A 22,204-nucleotide genomic window follows, 5' to 3' on the forward strand; every position below is an offset into this window, starting at 1 on the left:
CCGGTGATCGGTTGTCCAGCAGGGGGTTCAGCTGATGAGGGCTGAATCCTTTTCCCGGCGCTGGGCTTCGCGGGCGAGGGAGCGGTCGCGTTGTTCTTCGAAGCGGACGGCGTCCTTGCGGAGTTTTTCCAGGTGCTGGCCGAGGACGTTGCGGTAGTAGTCGCCGCGGGGGGTGAAGTCGGTGCGGTCGAAGATGTTCCACTTCTTCAGGACGGGGAGGACGACCTCTTCGAGGTGCTGGCGGAGGTCGTAGATGCCGTGTTTGGCCATGAGGACGCCATTGCGGCGGAAGTTGGGCATGCCGGCGCCGGGCATCTGGAATTCCTGGACGATGTTGGCGATGGCTTCGACGGCTTGGTCGGGGGACAGGTCCAGGGCGGCGCCGACCATATTGCGGTAGAAGATCATGTGCAGGTTTTCGTCGGCGGCAATGCGTTGCAGCATCCTGTCCGCTATGGGGTCATTGCACACTTTGCCGGTATTGCGATGAGAAACGCGCGTGGCCAATTCCTGGAATGTCACATAGATGACGGAATACATGAATCCGGCAGCGGCGTAGATGTTGCTGTGGCCGATGCGGTCGCGGACCAGATGCATGGCGTTGTAGCCATTGGTCATGTGAATCATGCGGGCCTGTTCCAGGGCCACCGGATCCACGCCGCGGGTCACCACGAGGTAATCGCGCAGCACGATGCCGTGCCGGTTCTCCTCGGCCGTCCAGCGGCCCACCCAGGTGCCCCAGGCGCCGTCCTGGGAGAAGTTCTCGGCGATTTCCCGATGGTAGCTGGGCAGGTTGTCCTCGGTCAGTAGATTGGTGATCATGGCCGCCTTGGCGACCTCGCTGAGCTTGGACTGCTGCGGGTCCCAGTCCTCGCCTTCCATAGCTGCGAAGTTGCGACCCTCATCCCACGGCACGTAGTCGTGGGGATGCCAGTCCTTGGCCATGGATAGATGCCTATTCACATTCTGTTCGGCAACAGGCTCCAACTCGATGAGCAACTCGAGCTGCGTCAGATTCCTGGCCACGTTCGTGTGCCTCCCTCGAAATGGCTCGGCGCTGCGGAATGATGGTGAAAGATCCGGCGATTGCCGCCGTGGGCGAAAGGGACCACTCGGAACGGTTTCTGGGTCCCGCGTGTCGCACAAGGAGACTGGTCGGCTTAGCCTCGGATAATCTAGCCCAGTTCGCCGGAGATTGGCTTCAACACCCGCCGCAGTGTTCGCGGCCGGGAGCGTTCGCGAGTTGCAAAACAGTCCTTGACAGCCACGCGGATCGAAATCAGGTTCGCCGCAGCATTGCTACGGAGAGTGAACGATCATGCAGACGCCCAACCGCCGCAAGTTCCCCGATGTCGTCGTCACATCCCTGGCGACCACCACCTCCATCTCGGGAGACGTCGACTCGACCTGGAAGGGCCTACTCAACGGCGAGAGCGGTATCGACGTCCTCGAGGACAGCTGGGTCGAGGATTTCGAACTGCCGGTGCGCATCGGCGGCCACCTCAAGGTCTCGCCGCGCGACCAGGTCAGCCCGGCGGAATTACGCCGGCTGTCCTACATCGAGCAGATGGCCCTGGTGCTGGGGCGCGAGGTCTGGAAGAACGCCGGCAATCCGGAGGTCGACCGCGACCGCCTCGGCGTCGCCATCGGCACCGGCCTGGGCGGTGCGGAGTGCCTGATCGTCGCGCGCGACAAGCTCGAGACCGGCGGCTACCGCAAGGTCTCGCCGCTGACCGTGCAGACCGTCATGCCCAATGGCGCGGCCGCCGTGGTCGGCACCGAACTGCGCGCGGGCGCCGGTGTGCGAACGCCGGTTTCGGCCTGTTCGTCCGGTTCGGAGGCAATCGCCAATGCCTGGCAGATGATCGTCATGGGCGATGCCGACATGGTCGTGACCGGCGGCGTGGAGGGCGGCATCCACGTGCTGCCGATCGCCGGATTCTCCATGATGCGCGCCATGAGCACCCGCAACGACGATCCGAAGGCGGCCTCGCGCCCCTTCGACCGCGACCGCGACGGCTTCGTCTTCGGTGAGGCCGGCGCGCTCATGGTGATCGAGACCGAGGAGCACGCCAAGGCCCGCGGCGCGACCATCCACGCCCGCCTCATGGGCGCGGGGATCACCTCCGACGGTTTCCATCTCGTCGCCCCCGATCCGGAGGGCACGGGCGCGGCGCGCGCCATGACCCGCGCCATGGAGAACGCCGGAATCTCCAAATCCGATGTCACGCATATCAATGCGCACGCCACCGCCACGCCCATCGGGGATACCGCGGAGGCCAATGCCATTCAGCAAGCGGTCGGCAATCACGCTGCGGTCTATGCGCCCAAGTCGGCGCTGGGGCACTCCATCGGCGCCGTGGGCGCGCTCGAATCGGTGCTCACCGTGCTGGCGGTGCGCGACGGAATCATCCCGCCCACGCTGAATTTGGACAATCAGGACCCCGAAATCGACCTCGACGTGGTGAAGGGGCAGGCGCGGCCGGGCACCTACGACTACGCCCTGAACAACTCCTTCGGCTTCGGCGGGCACAATGTCGCGCTCGCCTTCGGTCGGTACTGAGTATCCGGGACCGTGACACCTGCTAGTCTTCCTCAGCCCCAGCTAATTCCCGGGCTCCTGTGTCGATCTTTGTTCGGTGTCACTGCACAGTCATGGCTGTGAGTTGAAAAAGGATAGGGAATGATCGGCGAGACCTCTTTCGATGACTTTCTGGACGAGCACGGCAACATCAAGCTCCCCGACAACAAGACGATGATCGACCTGGTCGACCATCACACCGCGGAGTGCGGCGACGAACTCGCCTACCGCTATGTCGACTATTCGCGCGAACGCGACGGTGAGTACTTCGAACTCACCTGGAATCAGTTCGGCGTCCGGCTGCGCGCGGTGGCCGCCCGGTTGCAGCAGGTCACGCAGCCCGGCGACCGGGTCGCCATCCTCTGTCCGCAGGGCCTGGAGTACATCGTCGCCATGTACGGGGCGGTGTACGCAGGCAATATCGCGGTGCCGCTGTTCGAACCGGATGAGCACGGCCATTCCGACCGGCTGCACGCGGTGCTCGACGACTGCCAGCCCGCCGCCATCCTCACGGTCGGCTCGGCCGCCGCCGGGGTGCGGGAACTGTTCCGCGAACTGCCCGCCCCGCAGCGCCCGCGCATCATCGCCGTGGAGATGATCCCGGACAGCGTCGGCGAGACCTGGGTGCGTCCGGAGATCAATATCGACAGCGTGGCGTACCTGCAGTACACCTCGGGCTCCACCCGGACCCCGGCGGGCGTGGAGATCACCCACCGGGCCGTGGGCACCAATCTGTTCCAGATGATCAGCGCCATCGGCATCAACGAGAAGGCGCGCGGCGTCACCTGGCTGCCCATGTTCCACGATATGGGCCTGCTCACCGTCATCCTGCCCTCGCTCGGCGGCAAGTTCATCACCATCATGTCGCCCAGTGCCTTCGTGCGCCGGCCCTACCGCTGGATCAAGGAGCTGGCGGCGCAGGAGGACGGGGCCGAGATCTATGCGGCCGCACCGAATTTCGCCTTCGAGCACGCGGCGGTGCGGGGCAAGCCCAAGCCCGGCGAGGAACTCGATCTGTCCCGCGTGATCGGTCTGATCAACGGCAGCGAGCCGGTCTCGGTGACCTCGATGCAGAAGTTCAACGAGGCCTTCGAGCCCTACGGCCTGCCCAAGACCGCCATCAAGCCGTGCTACGGCATGGCGGAGGCGACGCTGTTCGTCTCGGCCACCCGGCGCGACGACGAGGCGCGGGTGGTCTACGTCGACCGCGGCGAGCTCAATGCCGGGCGCATGACCGAGGTGAACCCGGACGCGGAAAACGCTGTGGCACAGGTGTCCTGCGGTTACGTCGCGCTGTCGCAGTGGGCCGTCATCGTGGATCCGGAGACCGGCGCGGAACGGCCCGACGGCGAGGTCGGCGAGATCTGGCTGCACGGGCAGAACATGGGCATCGGCTATTGGGGCCGCCCGGAGGAATCCGAGGCGACCTTCCGCAACAAGCTCACCTCGCGCCAGCCGCACGGCAGTCACGCCGAAGGCGCCGAGGCGGACGCGAACTGGATGCGCACCGGCGATTTCGGCGCCTACTACGACGGCGAGCTCTACATCACCGGCCGCGTCAAGGATCTGGTGATCGTGGACGGCCGCAATCACTATCCGCAGGATCTGGAGTACAGCGCCCAGGAGTCCAGCACCGCGCTGCGGCCCGGATTCGTTGCGGCCTTCTCGGTTTCGGCCGACGAGATGCCCGCCGAGGTCGGCGACCGCGGCGGCGCCGACGCCGGGACCGGCACCGAGCAGCTGGTGATCGTGGCCGAACGCGGAACGGGCGCGGCGAAACTCGACCCGGAGCCGATCGCGGAGACGGTGCGCGCCGCCATTGCCAAGCGGCACGGCGTGACGGTCCGGGATCTGCTGCTGGTGCCGGCGGGCTCGATTCCGCGCACCTCCAGCGGCAAGATCGCGCGCCGGGCCTGCAAGGCGGCCTATGTGGAGGGCACCCTGCGCGGGGGACACCGCCAGCAGGCCTTCCCGGACGTGGCCGAGTAGGCCCGCAAGCCCGGAAAGCCGTGCCGCCGACGCGATCTCACAGCGTGTCGGCGGTGCGGCTGACCTCGTAACCGAGCAGTCGTTCGGCCTCCTCGATACCGCCCTGCAGATCGCCGACCGCGTTCATCTTCGACAGGTCCAGCCCGATCGCCACCAGGGTGAGCGCGATCTCCGAGGACAACCCGGTGATGATGACGCTGGCGCCCATCAGCCCGGAGGCGTCCACGGTCTGGACCAGGTGGTTGGCCACCGTGGAGTCGATGGTCGGCACACCGGTGATATCGATGACCACCACCTTGGCCCGATTGCCGCGAATGGCGCCCAGCAGCTGTTCGGTCAGCTGCCGGGCCCGCTGCGAGTCCAGCACGCCGATAATGGGCAGGATGAGCAGCTGCTCGCGCACCTGGAGCACCGGGGTGGAGAGTTCGCGAATGGCCTCCTGCTGCTGGCGGATGATGCGCTCGCGTTCCTCCACGAAGGAGACGCCGACGGTATTGGCAATGCGGTTGGCCGCCGGCTCATAGGCGTCCAGGACGCGATTGAGCAATTCGAAATCGGACTGGTACTTCTCGAACAGCGAGCGCGCCAGCACATCTCGCAGCAGCAGCACGATGCCGAGCACCTCGTCGGTCTCGACGCCGCGCGGAATGATGCGCTCGGACAGGTCGCGGGCGTAGTTCTGCAGGGCCTCGACGCTGCCGGTCTCGAGGGCGTCGACGTAGTTGTCGTAGACCGAGGTGGCCTCGGAGAAGATCTCGTCCGGCGTCATGGCGGTGAGCAGCTGGGCGTGGGTAATGCGGCGCGCCCATTCCTCCCGTAGCAGGGTGCGGTTCTGGCGCAGATGTTCGACCAGTTCGGACAGCAGGGGTTCGCCCGGTCTGTCCACCAGCAGGGTGTTGTCGATATGTCTCGCACGCGATGTCATGGTTCTCCAAGACGCTACCGCCGGATGTTTGCTGTTGCGCTGACGCGAATGTGCCATGAGCGAGCCGAGCCTATTCGCGCCGTTGCGGAGTTATGAACGCTTTCCTGTCAAGATCCCCTGACGGGGTGGGTCGGCAACCACGTGATTATCCGACCGGTCCGTACACTTCTTGCCCGTGCAGACAACCGCCCGGTCCGGGCTCCTCATCGCGATCGGCGCTGCGGTACTGGCGGTTTCCGCGGCCGCGCCGGGAGCCGCGGCCCCGGCGGGCGTGCCACCCGCGCCGGCCGCCTGTGGGACGCCACTGTCCACCGGCGAGATTGCCACCATAGCCCGTTTATCCGAGACTTCCGATCTGCCGGCGGACGCGCTGGCGCGGCTCGCGGTCGCGGTGCAGCGTAACCAGCGGATCACCCGCATTCTGGCCGAGCATCGCGACCGGCGCGGGCTGTTCGGCATCGGGCTCGACGGGGTCGAGGAGGTGGCGGTCATGCCGCTGCAACGCGATCCGCTCGCCTTCGCCGACCGGCGATTCGCGCACGCCATCAGCTTCGAGCTGCTGCGCCGCTACCTGGACAATCTGCACGCCGAATTCACCGGTGGCGTGGTCGAACCGCACTGGGCGCGGTATTTCGCGCTGGCGGCGAACTGCGAGCTGTCGGGCGCGCGGGCGGCCATGTCGGGCTACAACGCGCACCTCACGGTGGATCTGGCGTACTCCCTCGCCGCCATCGGCGCGACGCCGGAGAACGCGCCGGACTACTTCGAGATCGTCGCCGCCATCGCGGGTGCGGGTGAGGTGATCATCGAGCGCACCAAACGGGTCTACGACGCCGATCTGGGCCCGCTGTGGCGCTTCTACTTCCTCGGTGAGGGCCTGGACCTGCTGGTGGGCGAGGGCGTCGCCACCAGGCAGCTGCTGATCGCCGCCGACCTCGGCGCGAATGTGGTCATCTTCGGCAACGGCCTCGCCCTGCAGGATCCGGCGCTGCACGACGCCACCGCGCTGGAGATCGCCGCGCTGTCCGATTCCGCCGAAGTCGCATTCGAGGTGCTGGCGCAGTTGCGCGCGCTGTGAGGCGAGTTCGCGCCACTATTCCGTGGTCTTGGCGGGCACCGCGCCGCCGTCGGCATGCCGGGTGTCCCGGCCGATTGTGTGCCGTGATGCCGAGAGCGGGCGCACGGGTCCGCGATTGGCCGCCTTGGCCCAGTACATGCTGTAGTCCGCGGCCTGCAGCAGGTCGTCGGCGGTGGTGTGGGCCGCGAACTCCGCCGCGGTGCCGACGCTAGCGGTGACGGTGAGCCGGTGCCCGTGCACCTCGAACGGGCGGGCGAAGGTACGGCGCACACGGTGCGCGAGCTGATCGACCTCGCCGCCGGAATCCGGGACCAGGATGACGAATTCGTCGCCGCCCATGCGGGCCACCAGCTGGTCCGGGCCGGTGCAGGCGGTGAGCCGGTCGGCGGCCTGGACCAGCAGTTCGTCGCCGATGGCGTGACCGAAGGTGTCGTTGACGGCCTTGAATCGGTCGAGATCCACATAGCAGAGCCCGATGCGGGCATCCGGCTCGGCGAAGGCGGCGGTCAGGGCGTCGAAGAACCGGGATCGATTGGCCAGCCCGGTGAGCTGATCGTGATGCGCGCGGTAGTGCAGGCGTTCGCGTAGCGCGCGCCGCTCGGAGATGTCCTCCACCAGGATCAGCGTGTACCGCGGCTCCCCGTGATCGTCGCGGATGAGCGAGACATTGATATTCGTCCACACCGTGCGCCCGTCGCGATGCGGATACGCCTTCTCCATCTGGGCATTGTCGACATCCCCGCGCAGCACCGCGGCGTACAGCGGCCACATGCCCGGATCGTCCTCGGGATGGGCGAGATCGGTGACCTCCAGGGCGCACATCTCGGCCGGGGTGTAGCCGAGCATTTCCGCGAAGGCGGCATTCACATCGATGATGCGACCGGACATATCGGATAATCCGGTCCCAATTCCGGCCTGTGCGAACACCGCTCGGAACCGCGCCTCACTTGCCCGCAGTTTTTCCTGCACCCGCATGCGTGCGGTGATTTCGGCGATTCGCACGCTTTCCTGCTCGGCCAGCAACCATTTCCGGAAGGCGCGCACATAGCCGGCGGTGAACGCGCCCAGCAGTTCCGCGAGCCGGTCGGCCGGTATTGCGCCATCCCGGGCGAAGCAGGATCCGAGGACGGTGACGCTGCGGCCCAGCACCTCGTTGCCGACGAAATGCGCACGCGCCAGTTCCGCGCCCAGTTCGGCGACCCGGTCCAGGGTTGCGCCATCCCGCGCGGCCGCCGCGAAACCCGCGGCGAGCCGGGTCAGCAGGGCATGGGCCTCGGCCCGGCTCATGGGCACCACGTGATCGCGGACTCCGCTGTCGAGCGCGGCTGCCCACTGTTCGACCAAGTCGGCGTGCGGGCCGCCATGCTCCGGCCCACCCCCGGGATCCGACGCCATGGGGGTTGATGGTAGCCCGACCAGTCTCCGGCCGCGAACGCCGCCCTGCCGGTCCGGGTTGCGATACCATTGCGGCGCTTCATGATTGGCCGTGAAGTAGCTTGGTGCAGAAGGGTTGCGAAGCGATGACCAGACCGAGTTGGGCTCCCGAGGGCATCGATTTGGATCGCCCCAGTGCCTCGCGAGTGTACGACTACTTCGTCGGTGGCATGCACAATTTCGAGATCGATCGCGAATTGGCGCACATGATCGAGAAGTTCACCCCGAATGTCGCGGAGACCATGCGCGCCAACCGGGATCTGCTGCGCCGCTGCGTCCGGCATCTGACCGATGCCGGAATCGACCAGTTCCTCGATCTGGGCTCCGGCATTCCGACGGTCGGCAATGTGCACGAGGTGGCGCAGGCCCGGAATCCCCGAGCCCGCGTGGTGTACGTGGATATCGACCCGGTCGCGGTCGCGCACAGCCAGGCCATCCTGGACGGCAATCCGAATGCCGCCGTCATTCATGCCGATGTGGCCGAACCGGATTCGATCCTGAGTGCGCCGGATGTGGCGCGGCTGCTGGATTTCTCCCGCCCGGTGGCCGTATTGCTGCTCGGCGTCCTGCATTTCGTGCCGGACGAGGCCGATCCGGCCGGGGCGGTGGCCCGGCTGCTGGAGGTGTGCGCGCCCGGCAGCTATGTGGCGATCACCCATGCCACCGCCGATGGGCAGCCGCAGGAGGTGCTGGATGCGCAGAAGCTGTCCGGGCGGACCTCCACCGAGATCACGCTGCGCAGCAAGGACGAGATCGCGACGTACTTCCACGACTGGACGCTGCTCGAGCCCGGCTTGGTGCTGCTGCCGCTGTGGCGGCCGGAGAATCCGGCCGATGTCGGCGAGCATCCGGAGGTCTCGGGCGCCTTCGGCGGGCTGGCCCGCAAGGACTGATCGGCCCCGCGAGAACCTGACTGATCGGCCCGCGAGAAGCTAGGGCGCGATCAGCGGGATGCTCAGCTGCCGCAGCGCGCCGCCGGGTTCCAGCACCACGCTGTCATCGATATTGCCGATGACGACCGGAACGAATCCAGTGGTCTTGACGAGTTCCGCGACGCGGCACAGCGCCGCGGGATGGTCCCCGGCCATGGGGGCGACGATCCGGCCCAGCGAGGTGAGCGGGCCGGAACGGTACATCGGCGTGGTGAAGTTGTTGAAGGCCTTGACCAGCTGGGCCTTCGGCACCAGCTCCGCGACGATCGCACTGGTCGGCCGGCTGTCGGTGTCGACGACGGTGACATTGCCGTAGGCATCGCGTTCGAACGGGTTGGCCGGGTCGATCCAGATCTTGCCGTCGAGCGGCGGCAATTCCGCGGCGAGCGCCGCCAGCTGGTTCCACTGCACCGCGCCGACGAGCAGCGACGCGGCGTCGGTCACCTCGTCCACCGGGGCGGCCCGGGTATGGCGTAGTCCCCTGTCTGCCAGGGTCGCCGTCAGTTCCTCCAGGTGGCGGTTGGCGATGTGCACGGTGTGCCCGGCACGGTCGAACAGTCCCGCCAGGCTCAGGCCGATGAGGCCCGCGCCGAAGATACCCACATCCATCCCGCACCATCCCTCGGATCGGCGCCGGTTCGGTCTATACCAGTAAATACCCGGCAACCCCGTGCGTGGCCCCATTCGGAAAATCTCCGCCGGGTCGTGTCACGGGGTTGCGGGCGACAGTGCTCAGGCGTTGACGCTCACCTCCTCGGCGGTGCGGGCCGGGCGGCGGAAGGTCGCCACGGCAGCGGCGGCGGCCAGCACGGCGATGACGGCGGCCGACTGGAAGGCGGCGGCGAAGCCATCGGTGAGAGCCACTGTGTCACCGAGCTTTTCGGCGCCCGCAGCGGAGGCGATGGCGGTCACCGCGGCCAGGCCGAGCGCGGAGCCGATCTGGTAGCCGGTGTTCACGATGCCCGAGGCCAGCCCGCCCTCCTCCGGCGGCGCGGCGGAGATGGCGGTCTGCAGGGACGGGACGAACGCCAGGGACATGCCCAGGGCGGCGACCAGGGAACCGGGCAGCACGTCGATCCAGAAATTGCCGTCCGGGCGGATGAACGACAGCCAGGCCAGGCCGGCGGCCAGCACCAGCAGACCGGTAATGGTCATGGTGCGAGCGCCGAAGCGGGCGAACAACTTCGGGGACAGCGCGATCATGCCGGCCATGATGAGCGCGGTCATGGGCAGCAGCGCCGCGCCGGAGGGGAAGGCGGAGTAGCCGAGCACCTGCTGCAGGTAGAGGTTCAGGAAGAACCACATGGGCACCCACGCCGCGCCGAGCAGCACCTGGGCCAGATTGGCCGCGCCGAGGTTGGGGGAGCGGAAGATGGCCAGCGGCATGAGCGGATCCTTGCGGCGGATCTGAATGCCGACGAAGGCGATCAGCAGCAGGGCCGCCAGGCCCAGTACGCCCCAGGTCTCACCGGAGAGCCAGCCGGTCTGCGGCGCCCGGACCACCGCGAACACGGCCGCACCGAGGCCGAGGGTGGCCGTCGCCGCGCCGAGCAGGTCCACCGAGCCGTGCGGGGCCAGCGCGCCGCCGGGAACCAGGGCGGGGGCGGCGATCAGCGCCAGCAGGGCGATGGGGATGTTGATATAGAAAACCCAAGGCCACGAGGCGTATTCGGTAATGACCCCGCCCAGGAAGACACCGGCGGTGCCGCCCGCGGGCGCGGCCGCGCCGTATACCGCGAACGCCTTGGTCAGCTCGCGCGGATTGCCGCCGAACAGCATCATGAGCAGCGTCAGCGCCGAGGGCGCGATGAGCGCCGCGCCCGCGCCCTGGACGCCGCGCCCGATGAGCTCGACCGTCGCGGTGGAGGCGATGCCCGCCACCAGTGATCCGGCGCCGAGCACCGCCCAGCCGAGCTGGAAGATGCGCCGCGCGCCGAGAATGTCGGACAGCTTGCCGCCCAGCAGCAGCAGTCCGCCGAAGACGACCACGTAGGCATTGAAGACCCAGGACAGGTTCTCCTGCGAGAAGCCCAGGGCCGCCTGCATTTCCGGCAGCGCGACGCCGATGATCGAGGTGTCCATGATGACCATGAACTGGGCGAGGGCAATGAGGGAGAGGGCGATCCACCGTCGCGAGGACGGTGGCGCCGGGTTGGCGGTGGACATGTGAATCACTCCTTGGCAGAGGGAAATCCGGTCCCATTTGTATACCCATAGGGGGTATGTGGAAGGAATGCTCCTGCCCAGTGATTCATGTCATACCCTATGGGGGTATCTAAATCTCGGATGGTTCGGCGATGCTCGCATGTTCGGCCAGGGCGGCCGGTGTGGGCTGGTCGCCGGGTATGAAGGCGGGCAGCCCGACCGGTCCGTCGTACAGTCGCGCCTCGAGTTCCGGCGGCGCGAGGGCGGCGATGGTCCGCAGGGCGGCGGTATTCGTGGAGGTGTCGCGGGTGCTGCCCGAGATCAACAGGATTTGCCGAGGTGTGCTCACCCCGTGGGCAACATGCCGATGCAAGAGCGTATTTCACAGTGTTGTCTCAGTGAGTGAGAGTTACTGCAACACGAGGTGTCACTTTCTCTTGCTTTAGGTATGGTAACGATCATGCGCGCTGTCCCGGACAGTCGTTAACGCCCGGATTCGATTGCGCGACAACTGCATAAGGCGCGTTCGTGCAAGAAGGGCAGGCAATGATGACTGCGTACACCCACCGCATCGACGAAGCGGCGGCGGGAGCTCCGGGCCGGCTGCTGGCGGCATCGCCGATGGTCGCGCGGATGCTGCCCGGCCTGCGACTTCCCGCCCGCGCCTGGCGCATCACCTATACCTCCACCAATGGCGCGGGTGACCCGGTCGAGGTCACCGGCACCGTGCTGGTGCCGCGCGAACCCTGGCGGGGCGCGGGCCCGCGGCCGCTGATCGGCTTCGCCGTCGGCACCCAGGGCCTGGCCGACCGGATCGCCGCGTCCTCGTGGCAGCTGCGCTTCGGCGTGGAATACGAATCGCTGTTCATCCGGGCCGCCCTGCGCCGCGGCTGGGCGCTCGCCATCACCGACTATCCGGGACTGGGCAATCCGGGCACGCACCCCTATGTCATGGGCCGCTCACTGGGCCCGTCCGTACTGGACAGCATGCGCGCCGCGCGCCGCCTGCCCGCCGCCGGCCTGGACCCCGACGGTCCGCTCGGCATCTACGGCTACTCCGAGGGCGGCAATGCCGCGGGCTGGGCGCTGCAACTCCAGCCCGGCTATGCCCCCGAGCTCGAGCTCGCCGGTGGCGCGATCGGTTCCGTCCCCGCCGATCTGGAGGACATGATCGCCTTCCTGGACGGCACCCCCTACGCCTTCCTGCTGTTCTACGGTGTGCTCGGCCTCGACGCCGCCTATCCGGAACTCGATGTCCTGCAATACCTCAAGCCCCAGGGCCGCGCCCTGGCCGCACTCTTCCGCCGCACCCATGCCGCCGCGGCGGCGGTGCTCGGCATTGCCGGCGGCCTGGTGATCCCCACCCACGTCGACACCTTCTGCCACACACCGCCGTTCCAGGTCCCGGCCGTCAAGGCGCGCCTGCAGGAGAACAAACTGGGTGGAATCGCCCCGGCCGCACCGGTTCTGGTGGCCGGCGGCACCGCCGAGCAGATCATCCCGTTCCACCAGGCGGTGGCCCTGGCCGAGAGCTGGAAGGCCCTCGGCGCGGACGTCACCATGCACACCATGCACCGCCGCGAACACGTCACCGGCGCCTTCGCCTTCGCCGGACCCGCCCTGCGCTTCCTGAGCGAATGCCTGGAGCAGGCGCAGTCGAAGGATCTGCGCCGCCTCGCCTGACCGGAGCTCCCGCCCGGCCCCGCGTGGCGCCGAGCGGGAGAGTGGTTCAGGCGGCGCGGGTTTCGGCGAGCCGATCGTGGCGGCCGTAGCTGCGGTCGGGGCCGGTCGCCAGAACGGAGCGGGCCATCATGCGCTCGGTGGTGCGGCGGCCGAGGCGTTCGGCCAGGCGGGTCGCGCCGGGGATCAGGCGGCGGGGGATCTCGAGTGCGCCGTTCAGTGCGGCGGTGGCCAGGACGGCGGCGGTGAAGACGCGGCTGTAGGGCATGCCCAGGAAGTCGGAATTGGTGTGGCCCAGCAGGATTCGGCTGTAGGACACCGAGTACAGGGTGAAGGCGCGCCCGGCCAGCCGACCGGCCGGGCCGCCGCGGTCCAGGCCGTAGATGGCGGGCAGCGCGCCGACGAGCGCCTCGGACAGGGCGCGCGAATCCGCGTCCGGCTTGAATTCGTAGTCCGCCTGCAGCCACAGCAGCCGCCAGGTGTCGGTCTCGTCGGCGGGCAGGATCTCCGGGTCCAGGCCGATCACATGGCCGACACAGCGCCACAGATGGTAGACGGCGGCCTTCTCCTTGCGGGTGAACTGCAGCCCGAGCGCCTGGCAGCCGGCAATGGTGGCCAGCGAGAACAGCATGAGCGTACCCGCGGTGAGCGATTGGTTGATCGGGTGATCCCAGTTCGCGTAGTCCCAGTCCGCGCGGCGGTTCATGCCCGCGCGCACCTGGGCGTGCATGAGCCGCACCCGCACGGTGTTCTTGAAGCCGGGCTGGAAGCGGCCCATCCCGCCGGCCGCGGTCACGTCCATCCACCAGGTCGCGGTCTCGGCGACCCGGCGCGGGGCCATGTGCTCGGCGGACAGGCCGCCGGTGCCGATCAGCACTTTGTCCGCCCGTGAGGCCAGGTAGCCGCCATTGAGCGAGAACATGGACAGGGCCAGATTGGTCGCCCACGGGCTGACCCGGCCGCAGACCCGCGCGGCCAGGTCCAGCTTGGCCTGGTCGAGCCAGAAGGGCTGAGCATCGACGTGGGCGAAGAAGGCGCGCAGTTCGGTGGGTGCGTCCGGCACCGCGTCGATGCCGCGTTCCAGGGCGATCTCGAACAGTTTGCGGCCGTGGCCGGTGGGCAGGCGGCGGAACATGTCCACGACGGCGTCGGCGAGCGGATCGCCCAGTTCGGTGAACCGGCGATAGGCGTCGCGCTGTTCGGGCGTGGGCCGGATATCGCCGGGGGCCAGGATCTTCATGGCCAGCTTGAACATCGGCTCCTGGAAGACGACCGGTTCGGGCAACTGCTCGGTACGCGCCATTGCGTGCCTCCTGTTAGGCATCCCACTCTGGTGAATAGCTTCACCAGACTATTTGGTGATAGTCTTCACCAAAGTCGGCGGCATGGCAACAGGTGGTGGTGACATGGCATCGGACCGGGGCCGATATGCCGGACTGAGCGGCGATGAGCGGCGCGCCCAGCGGCGCGAGAAGCTGCGCGCGGCCGCCCGGGAGCTGATTGCCGAGCAGGGCCTGGCCGGACTCAAAGTGCGCGCGCTGTGTACCCGTGCGGGTTTGAACGATCGCTACTTCTACGAGAGCTACGCCGATACCGATCAGTTGTTGTTCGAGCTGGTGGACGCCCAGCTGGCCGAGCTCATGGCCGGACTGTTCGACGTCATCGCCAATGCCCCCGCCGATACCCGGATCCGCCTGCGCGCCGTCGTCGAGCACGGCGTCGCCGTCCTCGCCGACGATCCGGTGCGCCGGCGCTTGGTCGTCGAATTCCAGTCCGGTGACGAATTGCGCCGCCGGCGTACCGAATTGGTGGATCTGGCCGCCCAGACCATGCTCGCGCAAGGTCGTGAGCTCCTGGGCGACGAGGCCGTCACCGGCATGCATGCCGAACTGGCGGCCCGCACCATCGCGCACGGCGGGCTGGAGCTGATCACCGAATGGCTGCGCGGCGACCTCGCGATCGAGCGTGCCCAGTTGGTCGACTTCCTGGTCGCCATGATCATGACCGCCTCGGAGATCACCACCACCGTGCGCCGCGAAATGGCGGCCGACGGTTGCTGAGTCAGGCCTGTTCGGGGGCGGCGAGTTCGGCGAGCGCCGTCAGGGGTTCGTCGGGATCGAGTGTGAGCCCCCGGGATTCGGCCGTGGCGTAGAGCGCGCCCCAGGCGAACGCGGCCAGTTGATCGGCGAGTTCCTTGCCGCTGATCAACGGCTCGTTGAGCCAGCGCAGCACGCCGAGGCCGATCGCGCCGAGCAGTGCGTCCACGCTGTACTGGAGATGCTCCCCATCGGCGCCGCGGACCCGCAGAATGCCGGCGAGGAACTCGGAAACCGTATCGGACAGTGGGCGCCCGTCCTCGATGAAACGGGCCGCGCCATAGGCCGCGACCACGTGTGAGCTGACTATGAAGCGAAACAGGTTGGGGCGCTCGGAAACCAGATCGATATAGGCGGCCAGGGCCGTGTGGATGGCCTCGCGCGCGGAGGCGGCGGGGTCGAACAGCGGGGTGACGCGTTCGACGATCAGCTCCTGCACCCGGCCGCTCACCGCGGCCAGCAACTCGACCTTGTCGCCGAAGAAGCGATACAGCTTGGGGCGCGGTATACCAGCGGTTTTGACCACATCGTCGATGGAGAGATCGGGTCCGTGCTCGTCGATGGCGCGAATGGTGGCCTCGATGAGCTCGGCCCGCACCGAGGTGCGATGCGAATGCCAGCGGTCGTAGCGGGCATCACCCTTCGGGGCGGCCGGACGGTCGCGAGGGGGGTGGGAGGCCATGCGGCAGATTGTAATTCGATCCGATGCGGCGCACCCCTTGCCTATCTGTCTGGGACAATCCTACACTGGGACTCACATCGAACACGCAGTACTAGGTACTCAGTGTTGCATCAAGGATGGGCGAGATGGCCGGTACCGTTTTCAGCTACCCCAAGGCTCGGCGGATCAGATTCCGCTTCGAGCAACATGATTCGAACGACAAGTACTTCGTCGACGGCGATATGGTCTTCAGCCATTTCGTGGCCGGACTCTCGGGCGGTTTCCCACCCGGCGAGGAATCCTTCATCCGCTCGGTCCGCCGGGTGGCCGAGCAGATCACCGATCCGGACCTGAAGAAGCGGGTCAGCGGCTTCGTCGGCCAGGAGGCCATGCACGGGCAGGAGCACCGCCGGCTCAATCACAAACTGGTCGAAATGGGTTATCCCATCGAATGGATCGACACCGACAAGGCCAAGGACCGCGCCCGCTGGATCGAGAACCGGCTCTCACCGCTCGCGCATCTGGCGGCCACCGCGGCGGCCGAACACTACACCGCCGTGCTGGCGCAGCGAGTGCTCTCCAGCGACGAGATCCAGGCCATTCCGGCCTCGCCCGAATTCTGGAACCTGCTGAACTGGCACGCGCTCGAGGAACTCGAGCACAAGTCGGTGGCCTTCGACGTGTTCCGCGCCGTCGGCGGCACCGAGGGCACCCGGATCGGCGTGATGGCGGCGCTGTACGCGCTCACCATCCCGTTCACCTATGGCTCCCTGGCGATTTCGCTGGCCCGCGATCCGGTGGCGCGGCGGCGGCCGGTGCGGATCGCCCGCGAGGCGTATCAGCTGTTCACCGGCCCCATCTTCCGCGGGCTGATGGGTGAGCTGGCCCAGTACATGCGGCCCGGCTTCCACCCCGACGACATCGACACCACCGCGCTGCTCGAGCGCTGGCAGCGCGAGCTGTTCGGCGCGGACGGCGCGCTCGTCGACCACCTGAAGTAGGACAACTCCATCGAGAAAGGACCGACCAATGGCGATCGGTCAGGACACCGTGTCCCCCACCCCCTATCCGAAGGTGCGGCGCATGCGCTTCCGGTTCGGCCGGCCCGAACCCATGACCCACCACTTCGTCCAGGACGACATCCCGCTCACTCATCTGGTGGCGCTGCTCTCGGGCGCGTTCCCGCCGGGCGAGGAATCCTTCATCCGCTCGGTGCGCAAATTCTCCGGCGAGATCACCGATCCCGTGCTGAAGAAGCGGGTGGCGGGCTTCATCGGCCAGGAGGCCATGCACGGCAACCAGCATCGAGCCCTCAATGAGCAGCTCATCGAGATGGGCTTCCCGATCGTGCGCGTCTTCACCTTCGGCCCCGGCGCGCTGCGGGAGCGGGCGCTGATCATGGTCGAGAACCTGGTGCCGCGGCACGTGCACCTGGCCGTGACGGCGCTGGCGGAGCACTACACCTCGACACTGGCGAACCGGGTCCTCGGCAATCCGGATATCCAGGCCATCCCCGGCGACCCGGAGGTGTGGAACCTGTTGAACTGGCACGCTTTCGAGGAGCTCGAGCACAAGTCGGTGGCCTTCGACGTGTACCGCGCCACGGGCGGTTCGGAGGTCGTGCGGATCGTGCTCATGGCGGGCACCTACGCCTTCACCATCCCGGTCGTCTCGCTCGGCGTGGCCGCGTCGATCCTCAGTGATCCGCACAGCTGGCGGCCGATCCGGGTGCTGCGCGAATCGATCCGGCTGTATCGCGGCCCGATCGTGCGCGGGCTCATGAAGGAGATCCGGCCCTATATGCGCCCGGGCTTCCATCCCGACGACATCGACACCAACGCGCTGCTCGAGCACTGGCGGCGGGAGCTGTTCGGGGCGGACGGCGAGCTGCTCGATCGCATGGGTTGAGCGCGGCCGCAAACAGATTCGAGGAATGACATGAGCAGTGTCGTCGGCTGGGGTGCGCCCGCCGGGGGCCGGGCCGACCACGAGGTCATCGTGGTCGGCGCCGGATTCGGTGGCATCGGCACCGGTATCGCACTACAGCGCAAAGGCATCCACGACTTCGTGATCGTCGACAAATGGGATCGGGTGGGCGGCACCTGGCACGCCAATACCTATCCCGGTGTGGCGGTGGACATCCCGTCGTTCATCTACAGCTTCTCCTATGAGCAGCGCGGCGACTGGTCGCGAGTCTTTGCGCCCGGCACCGAACTTCGCGAATACGCCGAGAGCATGGTCGACAAGTACGGCCTGCGCGGCAAGCTGCGGATGAACACCACCATCGTGGCCGCGGACTTCGACGACCGGAACAGCCTGTGGCGGTTGACCACCGATGGCGGACGGGAGCTCACCGCGCGTTACGTGGTGCTGGCCGTCGGCGGGCTGGAGCGGCCGAAGATGCCGGATATCCCGGGTTTGCAGGACTTCGGCGGCGCGCTCGTGCACACCGCCCTCTGGGACCACGATGTGGTGCTGCGGGACAAGCGGGTGGCCGTCATCGGCACCGGCGCCACCGCCCTGCAGCTGATTCCGGCGATCGTGGCGGAGACCAGGCATCTCACCGTCTTCCAGCGCACCCCGATCTGGGTGTTCCCGAAGACCGACGCCGCCATCGGCCGGTTCGGGCGGCAGGTGCTGGGCAACAGGCGAATCCGATCGGTGCTGCGGCTGGCCGGGAACCTGGGCACCGAACTGGCCATGAGCGGAATGGTCGCCGGACCGCCCTGGCTCACCGAGACGGGCCGGAAGCTGGCGGAAATCCCGGTGCGGCAATGGATGCGGCGGCAGGTCGCCGATCCGGTGCTGCGCGAACGGCTCATGCCGAAATACGGTCTCGGCTGCAAGCGGCCCTCCATGTCCAATGACTACCTGAAGACGTTCAACCGCACCGACGTCAGCCTCGTCACCGAGTCCATCGAGCGCGTCACCGAGCGCGGCGTGGTCACCGCGGACGGGCGCGAGCACGAGATCGACGTGCTCATCTGCGCCACGGGCTTCAAGCTCTGGGAGCAGGGCGCGGTACCGCCGTTCCCGGTGCGCGGTCGCAATGGCAAGGACCTGCAACGGTTCTGGGACGAGCACCGCTACCAGTCGTATCAGGGCGTCTCGGTGCCGGGCTTCCCCAATGCCTTCACCATCACCGGACCCTACGGCTTCGTGCTCGGCTCCTATATCTGGATGATCGAGGCCACCGCCGCGCATCTGAGCCGGGTCATCGCCGAGTCGAAACGGCGGGGCGCCACCGAGACCGAGATCCGGCAGGAGGTCCACGACGAGTACTTCGCCGCCTGCCTGCAGCGGCAGCAGCGGAACTTCCTCTTCACGCCGGTGTGCGCGGGCTCCAATACCTACTACATCGACAATCACGGCGATTCCCCGTTCCGGCCGTCCACCCACGGCGAGATGTACTGGCAGAACCGTCATTTCGATCTCGACGTCTACCGCTACACCGTGGGCGCGCCCGTGCCCGCGCCCGCCGTGCTGTCGGAGGAAGCATCATGAAGGTCAATGACATCGAGCCGCGGCTGGTCGTGGTCACCGGGGCGGGCAGCGGTATCGGCCGCGCGGTCGCCCAGCGCTTCGCCCGGATGGGGGCGCAGGTCGTCGTCTCCGATATCGACAAGGACGCCGCCCTGGCGACGGTCGCCACCATCCAGGCCGACGGCCGGCGCGCCGTGGCCGCCCAGCTGGATGTGACCGATCCGGACGCGTGGGCGGCCTTCGCCCGGGACGTGCACGCCGACCACGGCGTCCCCGACATCCTGGTCAACAATGCCGGAATCCTGGTCAGCGGCGCCTTCCTGGATCTGGAGCCCGCGGATTGGGAGCTCCAGCTCAGCGTCAACCTGCTCGGTGTGGTCTACGGCTGCCGCACCTTCGCCCGGCTCATGATCGACGAGGGCCGCCGCGGCCACATCGTGAACATCGCCTCCGCGGCCGCCTTCACCCCGACTCCGGTCATGTCGGCCTACTCGGTGTCCAAGGCCGGGGTGAAGATGCTCACCGAGTGCCTGCGGTTGGAACTGGCGCCGAAAGGGGTTGGGGTGAGCGCCATCTGTCCCGGCGTGATCAATACCAATATCGGCGAGCACGCCGTCGCCGTCGGCGTCGATCCGGACCTGGTCGCCCGCGGCAAGGAGATCACCAGGGAGATCCAGGAATTCGCGGCCCGCCTGCCGTTCTCGCCGCTGAGCCCGGATCTGGTGGCCCGGGCCGTGGTGCGCGCGGTGCGCTACGACCTGGCCGTCGTCCCGGTGCGCGCCGAGGCCTGGCTGGGCTACTTCATGCTGCGCCTGGCGCCGGGCATCAATCGCCGTATGACACAACCCCTCTCGATGGAGCGCATCCAGGCGGCAGGTGAGTACCTACTCGGTAGGAGAGTGCCGGGATGAGCCGCGTCCACCAGATCAAGGTGCGCGAGGTCGTCGCGGAGACCGCCGATGCGGTCTCGCTGGTCTTCGACATTCCGGACGACCTCGTCCGCCGGTTCGCCTATGCGCCGGGGCAATACCTGACCCTGCGGGTGCCCAGCGAGCGCACCGGCTCGGTGGCGCGCTGCTATTCGCTGTCGAGCAGCCCGCACTGCGGCGACCGCCCCACCATCACCGTCAAGCGCACCGCCGGCGGCTATGCCTCGAACTGGATCTGCGACAACCTCGCGGCCGGCGCCCTGCTCACCGTGCTGGAGCCGGCCGGAAACTTCGTGCCGCGCAGCTGGAATCGCGATTTCCTGCTGTGCGCGGCAGGCAGCGGGATCACCCCTATTTTCTCGATTCTCAAGTCCGCGCTCGCTCTCGGCAATGGCAGGATCGTGCTGCTGTATGCCAATCGCGACCGGCAGTCGATCATCTTCGCCGCACAGCTGCGCGAGCTGATCCGCCGTCATCCGCGCAGGTTGACGGTGGTGCACTGGCTGGAATCCGAACGCGGCACTCCCACCGCGCGCGGCCTCGGGGCGCTCGCAAAACCATATCGTTGGTTTGATGTATACCTTTGTGGCCCACCGGGATTCGCTACTGCCCTCAAGAACGCACTGGCACAATTGCGGATACCCGAGCGTGCGGTCCGCGAGGAGGAATACCGCTCGCTCACCGACAATCCATTCGAGCACCACCAACCCGTGGCGGCTCCCGCGCCGGTCCCTGCGCGTCCGGCGGGCGACACCGCCACCGTGAAGGTCGAGATCGATGGCGAGACACACACGCTGCCCTGGCCGCGGCACCGGAAACTGCTCGATGTCCTGCTCGACCGCGGCATCGACGCACCCTATGTCTGCCGTGAATCCGCGTGCGGGACCTGCGTCTGCCGCGTCCGGCAGGGCCGCACTCGCATGATCATGAACGAGGCCCTGATCGACGAGGAGCTCGCCCGGGGCTACACCCTGGCCTGCCAGACCCTCCCGGAATCCGATGATCTGCACATAACCTTCGACGAATGAGCGCCGCGCCTGCGCGGCCGGACAACGAGGTTTGCCATGTTCACACTGCCCACCGGGATCAACGGCGCCGCCGATCCCGCCTTCGCTCCCGCCGTGCGCGCTTTCGCGCTGCTGTTCTCGCGCTATGTGCGCACCGGCGGCGCCCTCGCGGTCTACCTGCGCGGGGAACCGGTGGTGAACATCTGGACCGGCACGGCCGACGCCGCCGGCGAGATCCCCTGGGAGGCCGACACCGCTGCGCTGACGTTCTCCACCACCAAGGGCATCACGTCCATGGTCATCCACCGCCTGGCCGACCGCGGCCTGCTCGACTACGACGTGCCGGTCGCCGAGTACTGGCCCGAATTCGCCGACGGCGGAAAGCATTCCATCACCGTGCGCGACGTCCTGGCGCACCGCGCCGGACTGGGGGATCTGCGGCGGCTGCTCGACGATCCGGCCGATGTCCTCGATCACGCGCTCATGGAGCAGCGGCTGGCCGCGGCCACGCCGGACTGGACCCGCGGCCTGCCCATGTACCACGCGGTGACCTTCGGCTGGCTGCTCGGCGGTCTGACCCGCGCGATCACCGGCCAGGAGATGGAGGAGCTGTACCGCATCGAACTGGCCGAGCCGCTGGGCCTCTCCGGCCTGCACCTGGGCCGCCCGGCCGGCGCCGCCGCGGTGGCCGAGATGGTGGGCCCGGCGCTGTCCTTCACCGGCACCCGGCTGGGCCGGCCGCTGACCGCCGCCGTGACCCGCATTCCGGTGCTCGGCACGCTGATCAGCTCCGCCCACGTCACGGGCGCCGAAGCCGCCCTGCTCGGCCCCTACCCGGATTTCGGCACCGCCCGCAACGGCGCGGCCACCGGCGTTTTCAGCGCCGACGCCATTGCCCGGATCTACGCCCTCATCGCGGGCGACGGCGCCCTCGGCGGCCAGCGGCTGCTCGCCCCCGAAACCGTGCGCGCCCTCGATCGCCGCACCGGACTGAGCCCGGATTCGAATCCGCTGACCTTCTGGCACCTGGGCTATCACCCGTTCCCCACCTTGGGCGCGCCCCACGCCTTCGGGCACATCGGCCTGGGCGGCTCCGGTGGCTGGGCCGATCCGGATTCCGGTCTGGCCGTGGGCTTCGTGCACAACCGCCTGGATCTGTTCCGGCTGCCCGTGGACATGATCCTGACCTCGCTGCTGCTGCCCACCATAACCCGCTCGGCGGGCAGCTACGCGCGCCACGCCGCCGCCGTCGAGGCGGCCTGAC

The 22,204-nt window shown here is 67.8% G+C and carries 20 protein-coding genes; 12 read left to right on the plus strand and 8 right to left on the minus strand.

Annotated features, from left to right (window positions below):
- Positions 1 to 27 precede the first annotated feature (27 nt).
- Positions 28 to 1,026 (minus strand): acyl-ACP desaturase, encoded by a 999-nt coding sequence (locus tag ACYQ5L_RS07270; RefSeq protein ID WP_459956481.1) that lies wholly within the window; start codon positions 1,024 to 1,026, stop codon positions 28 to 30.
- Between the two features lie 292 nt (positions 1,027 to 1,318).
- Here ACYQ5L_RS07270 and ACYQ5L_RS07275 point away from each other — a divergent pair, with 292 nt between their 5' ends.
- Positions 1,319 to 2,563, plus strand: coding sequence for a KasA/KasB family beta-ketoacyl-ACP synthase (locus ACYQ5L_RS07275; protein ID WP_459956482.1), 1,245 nt, complete (start codon positions 1,319 to 1,321; stop codon positions 2,561 to 2,563).
- Between the two features lie 120 nt (positions 2,564 to 2,683).
- The gene (gene fadD32 / locus ACYQ5L_RS07280) at positions 2,684 to 4,570 is read left to right on the plus strand and encodes a long-chain-fatty-acid--AMP ligase FadD32 (RefSeq protein WP_459956484.1); all 1,887 of its coding nucleotides are present in this window, start codon (positions 2,684 to 2,686) and stop codon (positions 4,568 to 4,570) included.
- Between the two features lie 37 nt (positions 4,571 to 4,607).
- Here fadD32 and ACYQ5L_RS07285 read toward each other — a convergent pair whose 3' ends face one another.
- Complete coding sequence (locus ACYQ5L_RS07285; protein WP_379202171.1) at positions 4,608 to 5,495, minus strand: STAS domain-containing protein; 888 nt, start codon at positions 5,493 to 5,495, stop codon at positions 4,608 to 4,610.
- A gap of 175 nt (positions 5,496 to 5,670) precedes the next feature.
- Here ACYQ5L_RS07285 and ACYQ5L_RS07290 point away from each other — a divergent pair, with 175 nt between their 5' ends.
- Complete coding sequence (locus ACYQ5L_RS07290; RefSeq protein WP_459956486.1) at positions 5,671 to 6,573, plus strand: DUF5995 family protein; 903 nt, start codon at positions 5,671 to 5,673, stop codon at positions 6,571 to 6,573.
- 15 nt (positions 6,574 to 6,588) lie between these two features.
- Here the strand turns inward: ACYQ5L_RS07290 and ACYQ5L_RS07295 are convergent, their stop codons facing one another.
- Positions 6,589 to 7,968 (minus strand): diguanylate cyclase domain-containing protein, encoded by a 1,380-nt coding sequence (locus ACYQ5L_RS07295; RefSeq protein WP_459956488.1) that lies wholly within the window; start codon positions 7,966 to 7,968, stop codon positions 6,589 to 6,591.
- A gap of 125 nt (positions 7,969 to 8,093) precedes the next feature.
- On the opposite strand from ACYQ5L_RS07295, the gene ACYQ5L_RS07300 reads away from it, so the two are divergent.
- Positions 8,094 to 8,900: an SAM-dependent methyltransferase gene (locus ACYQ5L_RS07300; protein WP_459956490.1), complete on the plus strand. Its 807-nt coding sequence runs from the start codon at positions 8,094 to 8,096 to the stop codon at positions 8,898 to 8,900.
- Positions 8,901 to 8,939: 39 nt separating this feature from the next.
- Here ACYQ5L_RS07300 and ACYQ5L_RS07305 read toward each other — a convergent pair whose 3' ends face one another.
- From ACYQ5L_RS07305 to ACYQ5L_RS07315, 3 genes are all read right to left on the minus strand, one after another.
- Positions 8,940 to 9,548, minus strand: a complete 609-nt coding sequence (locus ACYQ5L_RS07305; protein ID WP_459956492.1) for an NADPH-dependent F420 reductase — start codon at positions 9,546 to 9,548, stop codon at positions 8,940 to 8,942.
- A 123-nt stretch (positions 9,549 to 9,671) separates the two neighbouring features.
- Positions 9,672 to 11,105 carry an MFS transporter gene (locus ACYQ5L_RS07310; protein ID WP_459956494.1) on the minus strand — a complete coding sequence of 478 codons (1,434 nt, stop codon included), beginning with the start codon at positions 11,103 to 11,105 and terminating at the stop codon, positions 9,672 to 9,674.
- A gap of 109 nt (positions 11,106 to 11,214) precedes the next feature.
- Positions 11,215 to 11,433, minus strand: coding sequence for a hypothetical protein (locus ACYQ5L_RS07315; protein WP_459956496.1), 219 nt, complete (start codon positions 11,431 to 11,433; stop codon positions 11,215 to 11,217).
- 197 nt (positions 11,434 to 11,630) lie between these two features.
- Between ACYQ5L_RS07315 and ACYQ5L_RS07320 the strand changes: the two genes are divergently transcribed.
- Positions 11,631 to 12,767 (plus strand): lipase family protein, encoded by a 1,137-nt coding sequence (locus tag ACYQ5L_RS07320; protein WP_459956497.1) that lies wholly within the window; start codon positions 11,631 to 11,633, stop codon positions 12,765 to 12,767.
- A 46-nt stretch (positions 12,768 to 12,813) separates the two neighbouring features.
- Here ACYQ5L_RS07320 and ACYQ5L_RS07325 read toward each other — a convergent pair whose 3' ends face one another.
- Positions 12,814 to 14,067, minus strand: coding sequence for an oxygenase MpaB family protein (locus ACYQ5L_RS07325; protein WP_459956499.1), 1,254 nt, complete (start codon positions 14,065 to 14,067; stop codon positions 12,814 to 12,816).
- Between the two features lie 103 nt (positions 14,068 to 14,170).
- Between ACYQ5L_RS07325 and ACYQ5L_RS07330 the strand changes: the two genes are divergently transcribed.
- Positions 14,171 to 14,824, plus strand: coding sequence for a TetR/AcrR family transcriptional regulator (locus ACYQ5L_RS07330; RefSeq protein WP_459956502.1), 654 nt, complete (start codon positions 14,171 to 14,173; stop codon positions 14,822 to 14,824).
- Position 14,825: 1 nt separating this feature from the next.
- Here ACYQ5L_RS07330 and ACYQ5L_RS07335 read toward each other — a convergent pair whose 3' ends face one another.
- A complete protein-coding gene (locus ACYQ5L_RS07335; RefSeq protein ID WP_459956504.1) occupies positions 14,826 to 15,542 on the minus strand; it encodes a TetR/AcrR family transcriptional regulator in 717 nt (238 codons plus the stop codon).
- 125 nt (positions 15,543 to 15,667) lie between these two features.
- On the opposite strand from ACYQ5L_RS07335, the gene ACYQ5L_RS07340 reads away from it, so the two are divergent.
- From ACYQ5L_RS07340 to ACYQ5L_RS07365, 6 genes are read left to right on the plus strand one after another with little or no spacing between them, the layout of a single operon-like run.
- Positions 15,668 to 16,522, plus strand: a complete 855-nt coding sequence (locus ACYQ5L_RS07340; RefSeq protein ID WP_459956506.1) for a metal-dependent hydrolase — start codon at positions 15,668 to 15,670, stop codon at positions 16,520 to 16,522.
- 28 nt (positions 16,523 to 16,550) lie between these two features.
- Complete coding sequence (locus tag ACYQ5L_RS07345; protein WP_459956508.1) at positions 16,551 to 17,429, plus strand: metal-dependent hydrolase; 879 nt, start codon at positions 16,551 to 16,553, stop codon at positions 17,427 to 17,429.
- A 30-nt stretch (positions 17,430 to 17,459) separates the two neighbouring features.
- Entirely contained in the window at positions 17,460 to 19,025 is a 1,566-nt protein-coding gene (locus ACYQ5L_RS07350) for a flavin-containing monooxygenase (RefSeq protein WP_459956509.1), read from the plus strand.
- Positions 19,022 to 19,915: an SDR family NAD(P)-dependent oxidoreductase gene (locus ACYQ5L_RS07355; RefSeq protein ID WP_459956511.1), complete on the plus strand. Its 894-nt coding sequence runs from the start codon at positions 19,022 to 19,024 to the stop codon at positions 19,913 to 19,915. The genes ACYQ5L_RS07350 and ACYQ5L_RS07355 overlap by 4 nt, the downstream gene beginning before the upstream one ends.
- Positions 19,912 to 20,961, plus strand: coding sequence for a 2Fe-2S iron-sulfur cluster-binding protein (locus ACYQ5L_RS07360; protein WP_459956513.1), 1,050 nt, complete (start codon positions 19,912 to 19,914; stop codon positions 20,959 to 20,961). The genes ACYQ5L_RS07355 and ACYQ5L_RS07360 overlap by 4 nt, the downstream gene beginning before the upstream one ends.
- Before the next feature lie 36 nt (positions 20,962 to 20,997).
- Positions 20,998 to 22,203 carry a serine hydrolase domain-containing protein gene (locus ACYQ5L_RS07365; RefSeq protein WP_459956515.1) on the plus strand — a complete coding sequence of 402 codons (1,206 nt, stop codon included), beginning with the start codon at positions 20,998 to 21,000 and terminating at the stop codon, positions 22,201 to 22,203.
- Position 22,204 lies beyond the last annotated feature (1 nt).

Source organism: Nocardia sp. IFM 10818, from assembly GCF_054655275.1.

What these genes read in the sequence shown, in the direction of transcription:
- ACYQ5L_RS07275 (WP_459956482.1), top strand. Translation starts at nt 1,319, where the DNA reads ATGCAGACGCCCAACCGCCGCAAGTTCCCCGATGTCGTCGTCACATCC.
- fadD32 (WP_459956484.1), top strand. Translation starts at nt 2,684, where the DNA reads ATGATCGGCGAGACCTCTTTCGATGACTTTCTGGACGAGCACGGCAAC.
- ACYQ5L_RS07285 (WP_379202171.1), bottom strand. Translation starts at nt 5,495, where the DNA reads ATGACATCGCGTGCGAGACATATCGACAACACCCTGCTGGTGGACAGA.
- ACYQ5L_RS07295 (WP_459956488.1), bottom strand. Translation starts at nt 7,968, where the DNA reads ATGGCGTCGGATCCCGGGGGTGGGCCGGAGCATGGCGGCCCGCACGCC.
- ACYQ5L_RS07300 (WP_459956490.1), top strand. Translation starts at nt 8,094, where the DNA reads ATGACCAGACCGAGTTGGGCTCCCGAGGGCATCGATTTGGATCGCCCC.
- ACYQ5L_RS07305 (WP_459956492.1), bottom strand. Translation starts at nt 9,548, where the DNA reads ATGGATGTGGGTATCTTCGGCGCGGGCCTCATCGGCCTGAGCCTGGCG.
- ACYQ5L_RS07310 (WP_459956494.1), bottom strand. Translation starts at nt 11,105, where the DNA reads ATGTCCACCGCCAACCCGGCGCCACCGTCCTCGCGACGGTGGATCGCC.
- ACYQ5L_RS07320 (WP_459956497.1), top strand. Translation starts at nt 11,631, where the DNA reads ATGATGACTGCGTACACCCACCGCATCGACGAAGCGGCGGCGGGAGCT.
- ACYQ5L_RS07325 (WP_459956499.1), bottom strand. Translation starts at nt 14,067, where the DNA reads ATGGCGCGTACCGAGCAGTTGCCCGAACCGGTCGTCTTCCAGGAGCCG.
- ACYQ5L_RS07330 (WP_459956502.1), top strand. Translation starts at nt 14,171, where the DNA reads ATGGCATCGGACCGGGGCCGATATGCCGGACTGAGCGGCGATGAGCGG.
- ACYQ5L_RS07335 (WP_459956504.1), bottom strand. Translation starts at nt 15,542, where the DNA reads ATGGCCTCCCACCCCCCTCGCGACCGTCCGGCCGCCCCGAAGGGTGAT.
- ACYQ5L_RS07340 (WP_459956506.1), top strand. Translation starts at nt 15,668, where the DNA reads ATGGCCGGTACCGTTTTCAGCTACCCCAAGGCTCGGCGGATCAGATTC.
- ACYQ5L_RS07345 (WP_459956508.1), top strand. Translation starts at nt 16,551, where the DNA reads ATGGCGATCGGTCAGGACACCGTGTCCCCCACCCCCTATCCGAAGGTG.
- ACYQ5L_RS07350 (WP_459956509.1), top strand. Translation starts at nt 17,460, where the DNA reads ATGAGCAGTGTCGTCGGCTGGGGTGCGCCCGCCGGGGGCCGGGCCGAC.
- ACYQ5L_RS07355 (WP_459956511.1), top strand. Translation starts at nt 19,022, where the DNA reads ATGAAGGTCAATGACATCGAGCCGCGGCTGGTCGTGGTCACCGGGGCG.
- ACYQ5L_RS07360 (WP_459956513.1), top strand. Translation starts at nt 19,912, where the DNA reads ATGAGCCGCGTCCACCAGATCAAGGTGCGCGAGGTCGTCGCGGAGACC.
- ACYQ5L_RS07365 (WP_459956515.1), top strand. Translation starts at nt 20,998, where the DNA reads ATGTTCACACTGCCCACCGGGATCAACGGCGCCGCCGATCCCGCCTTC.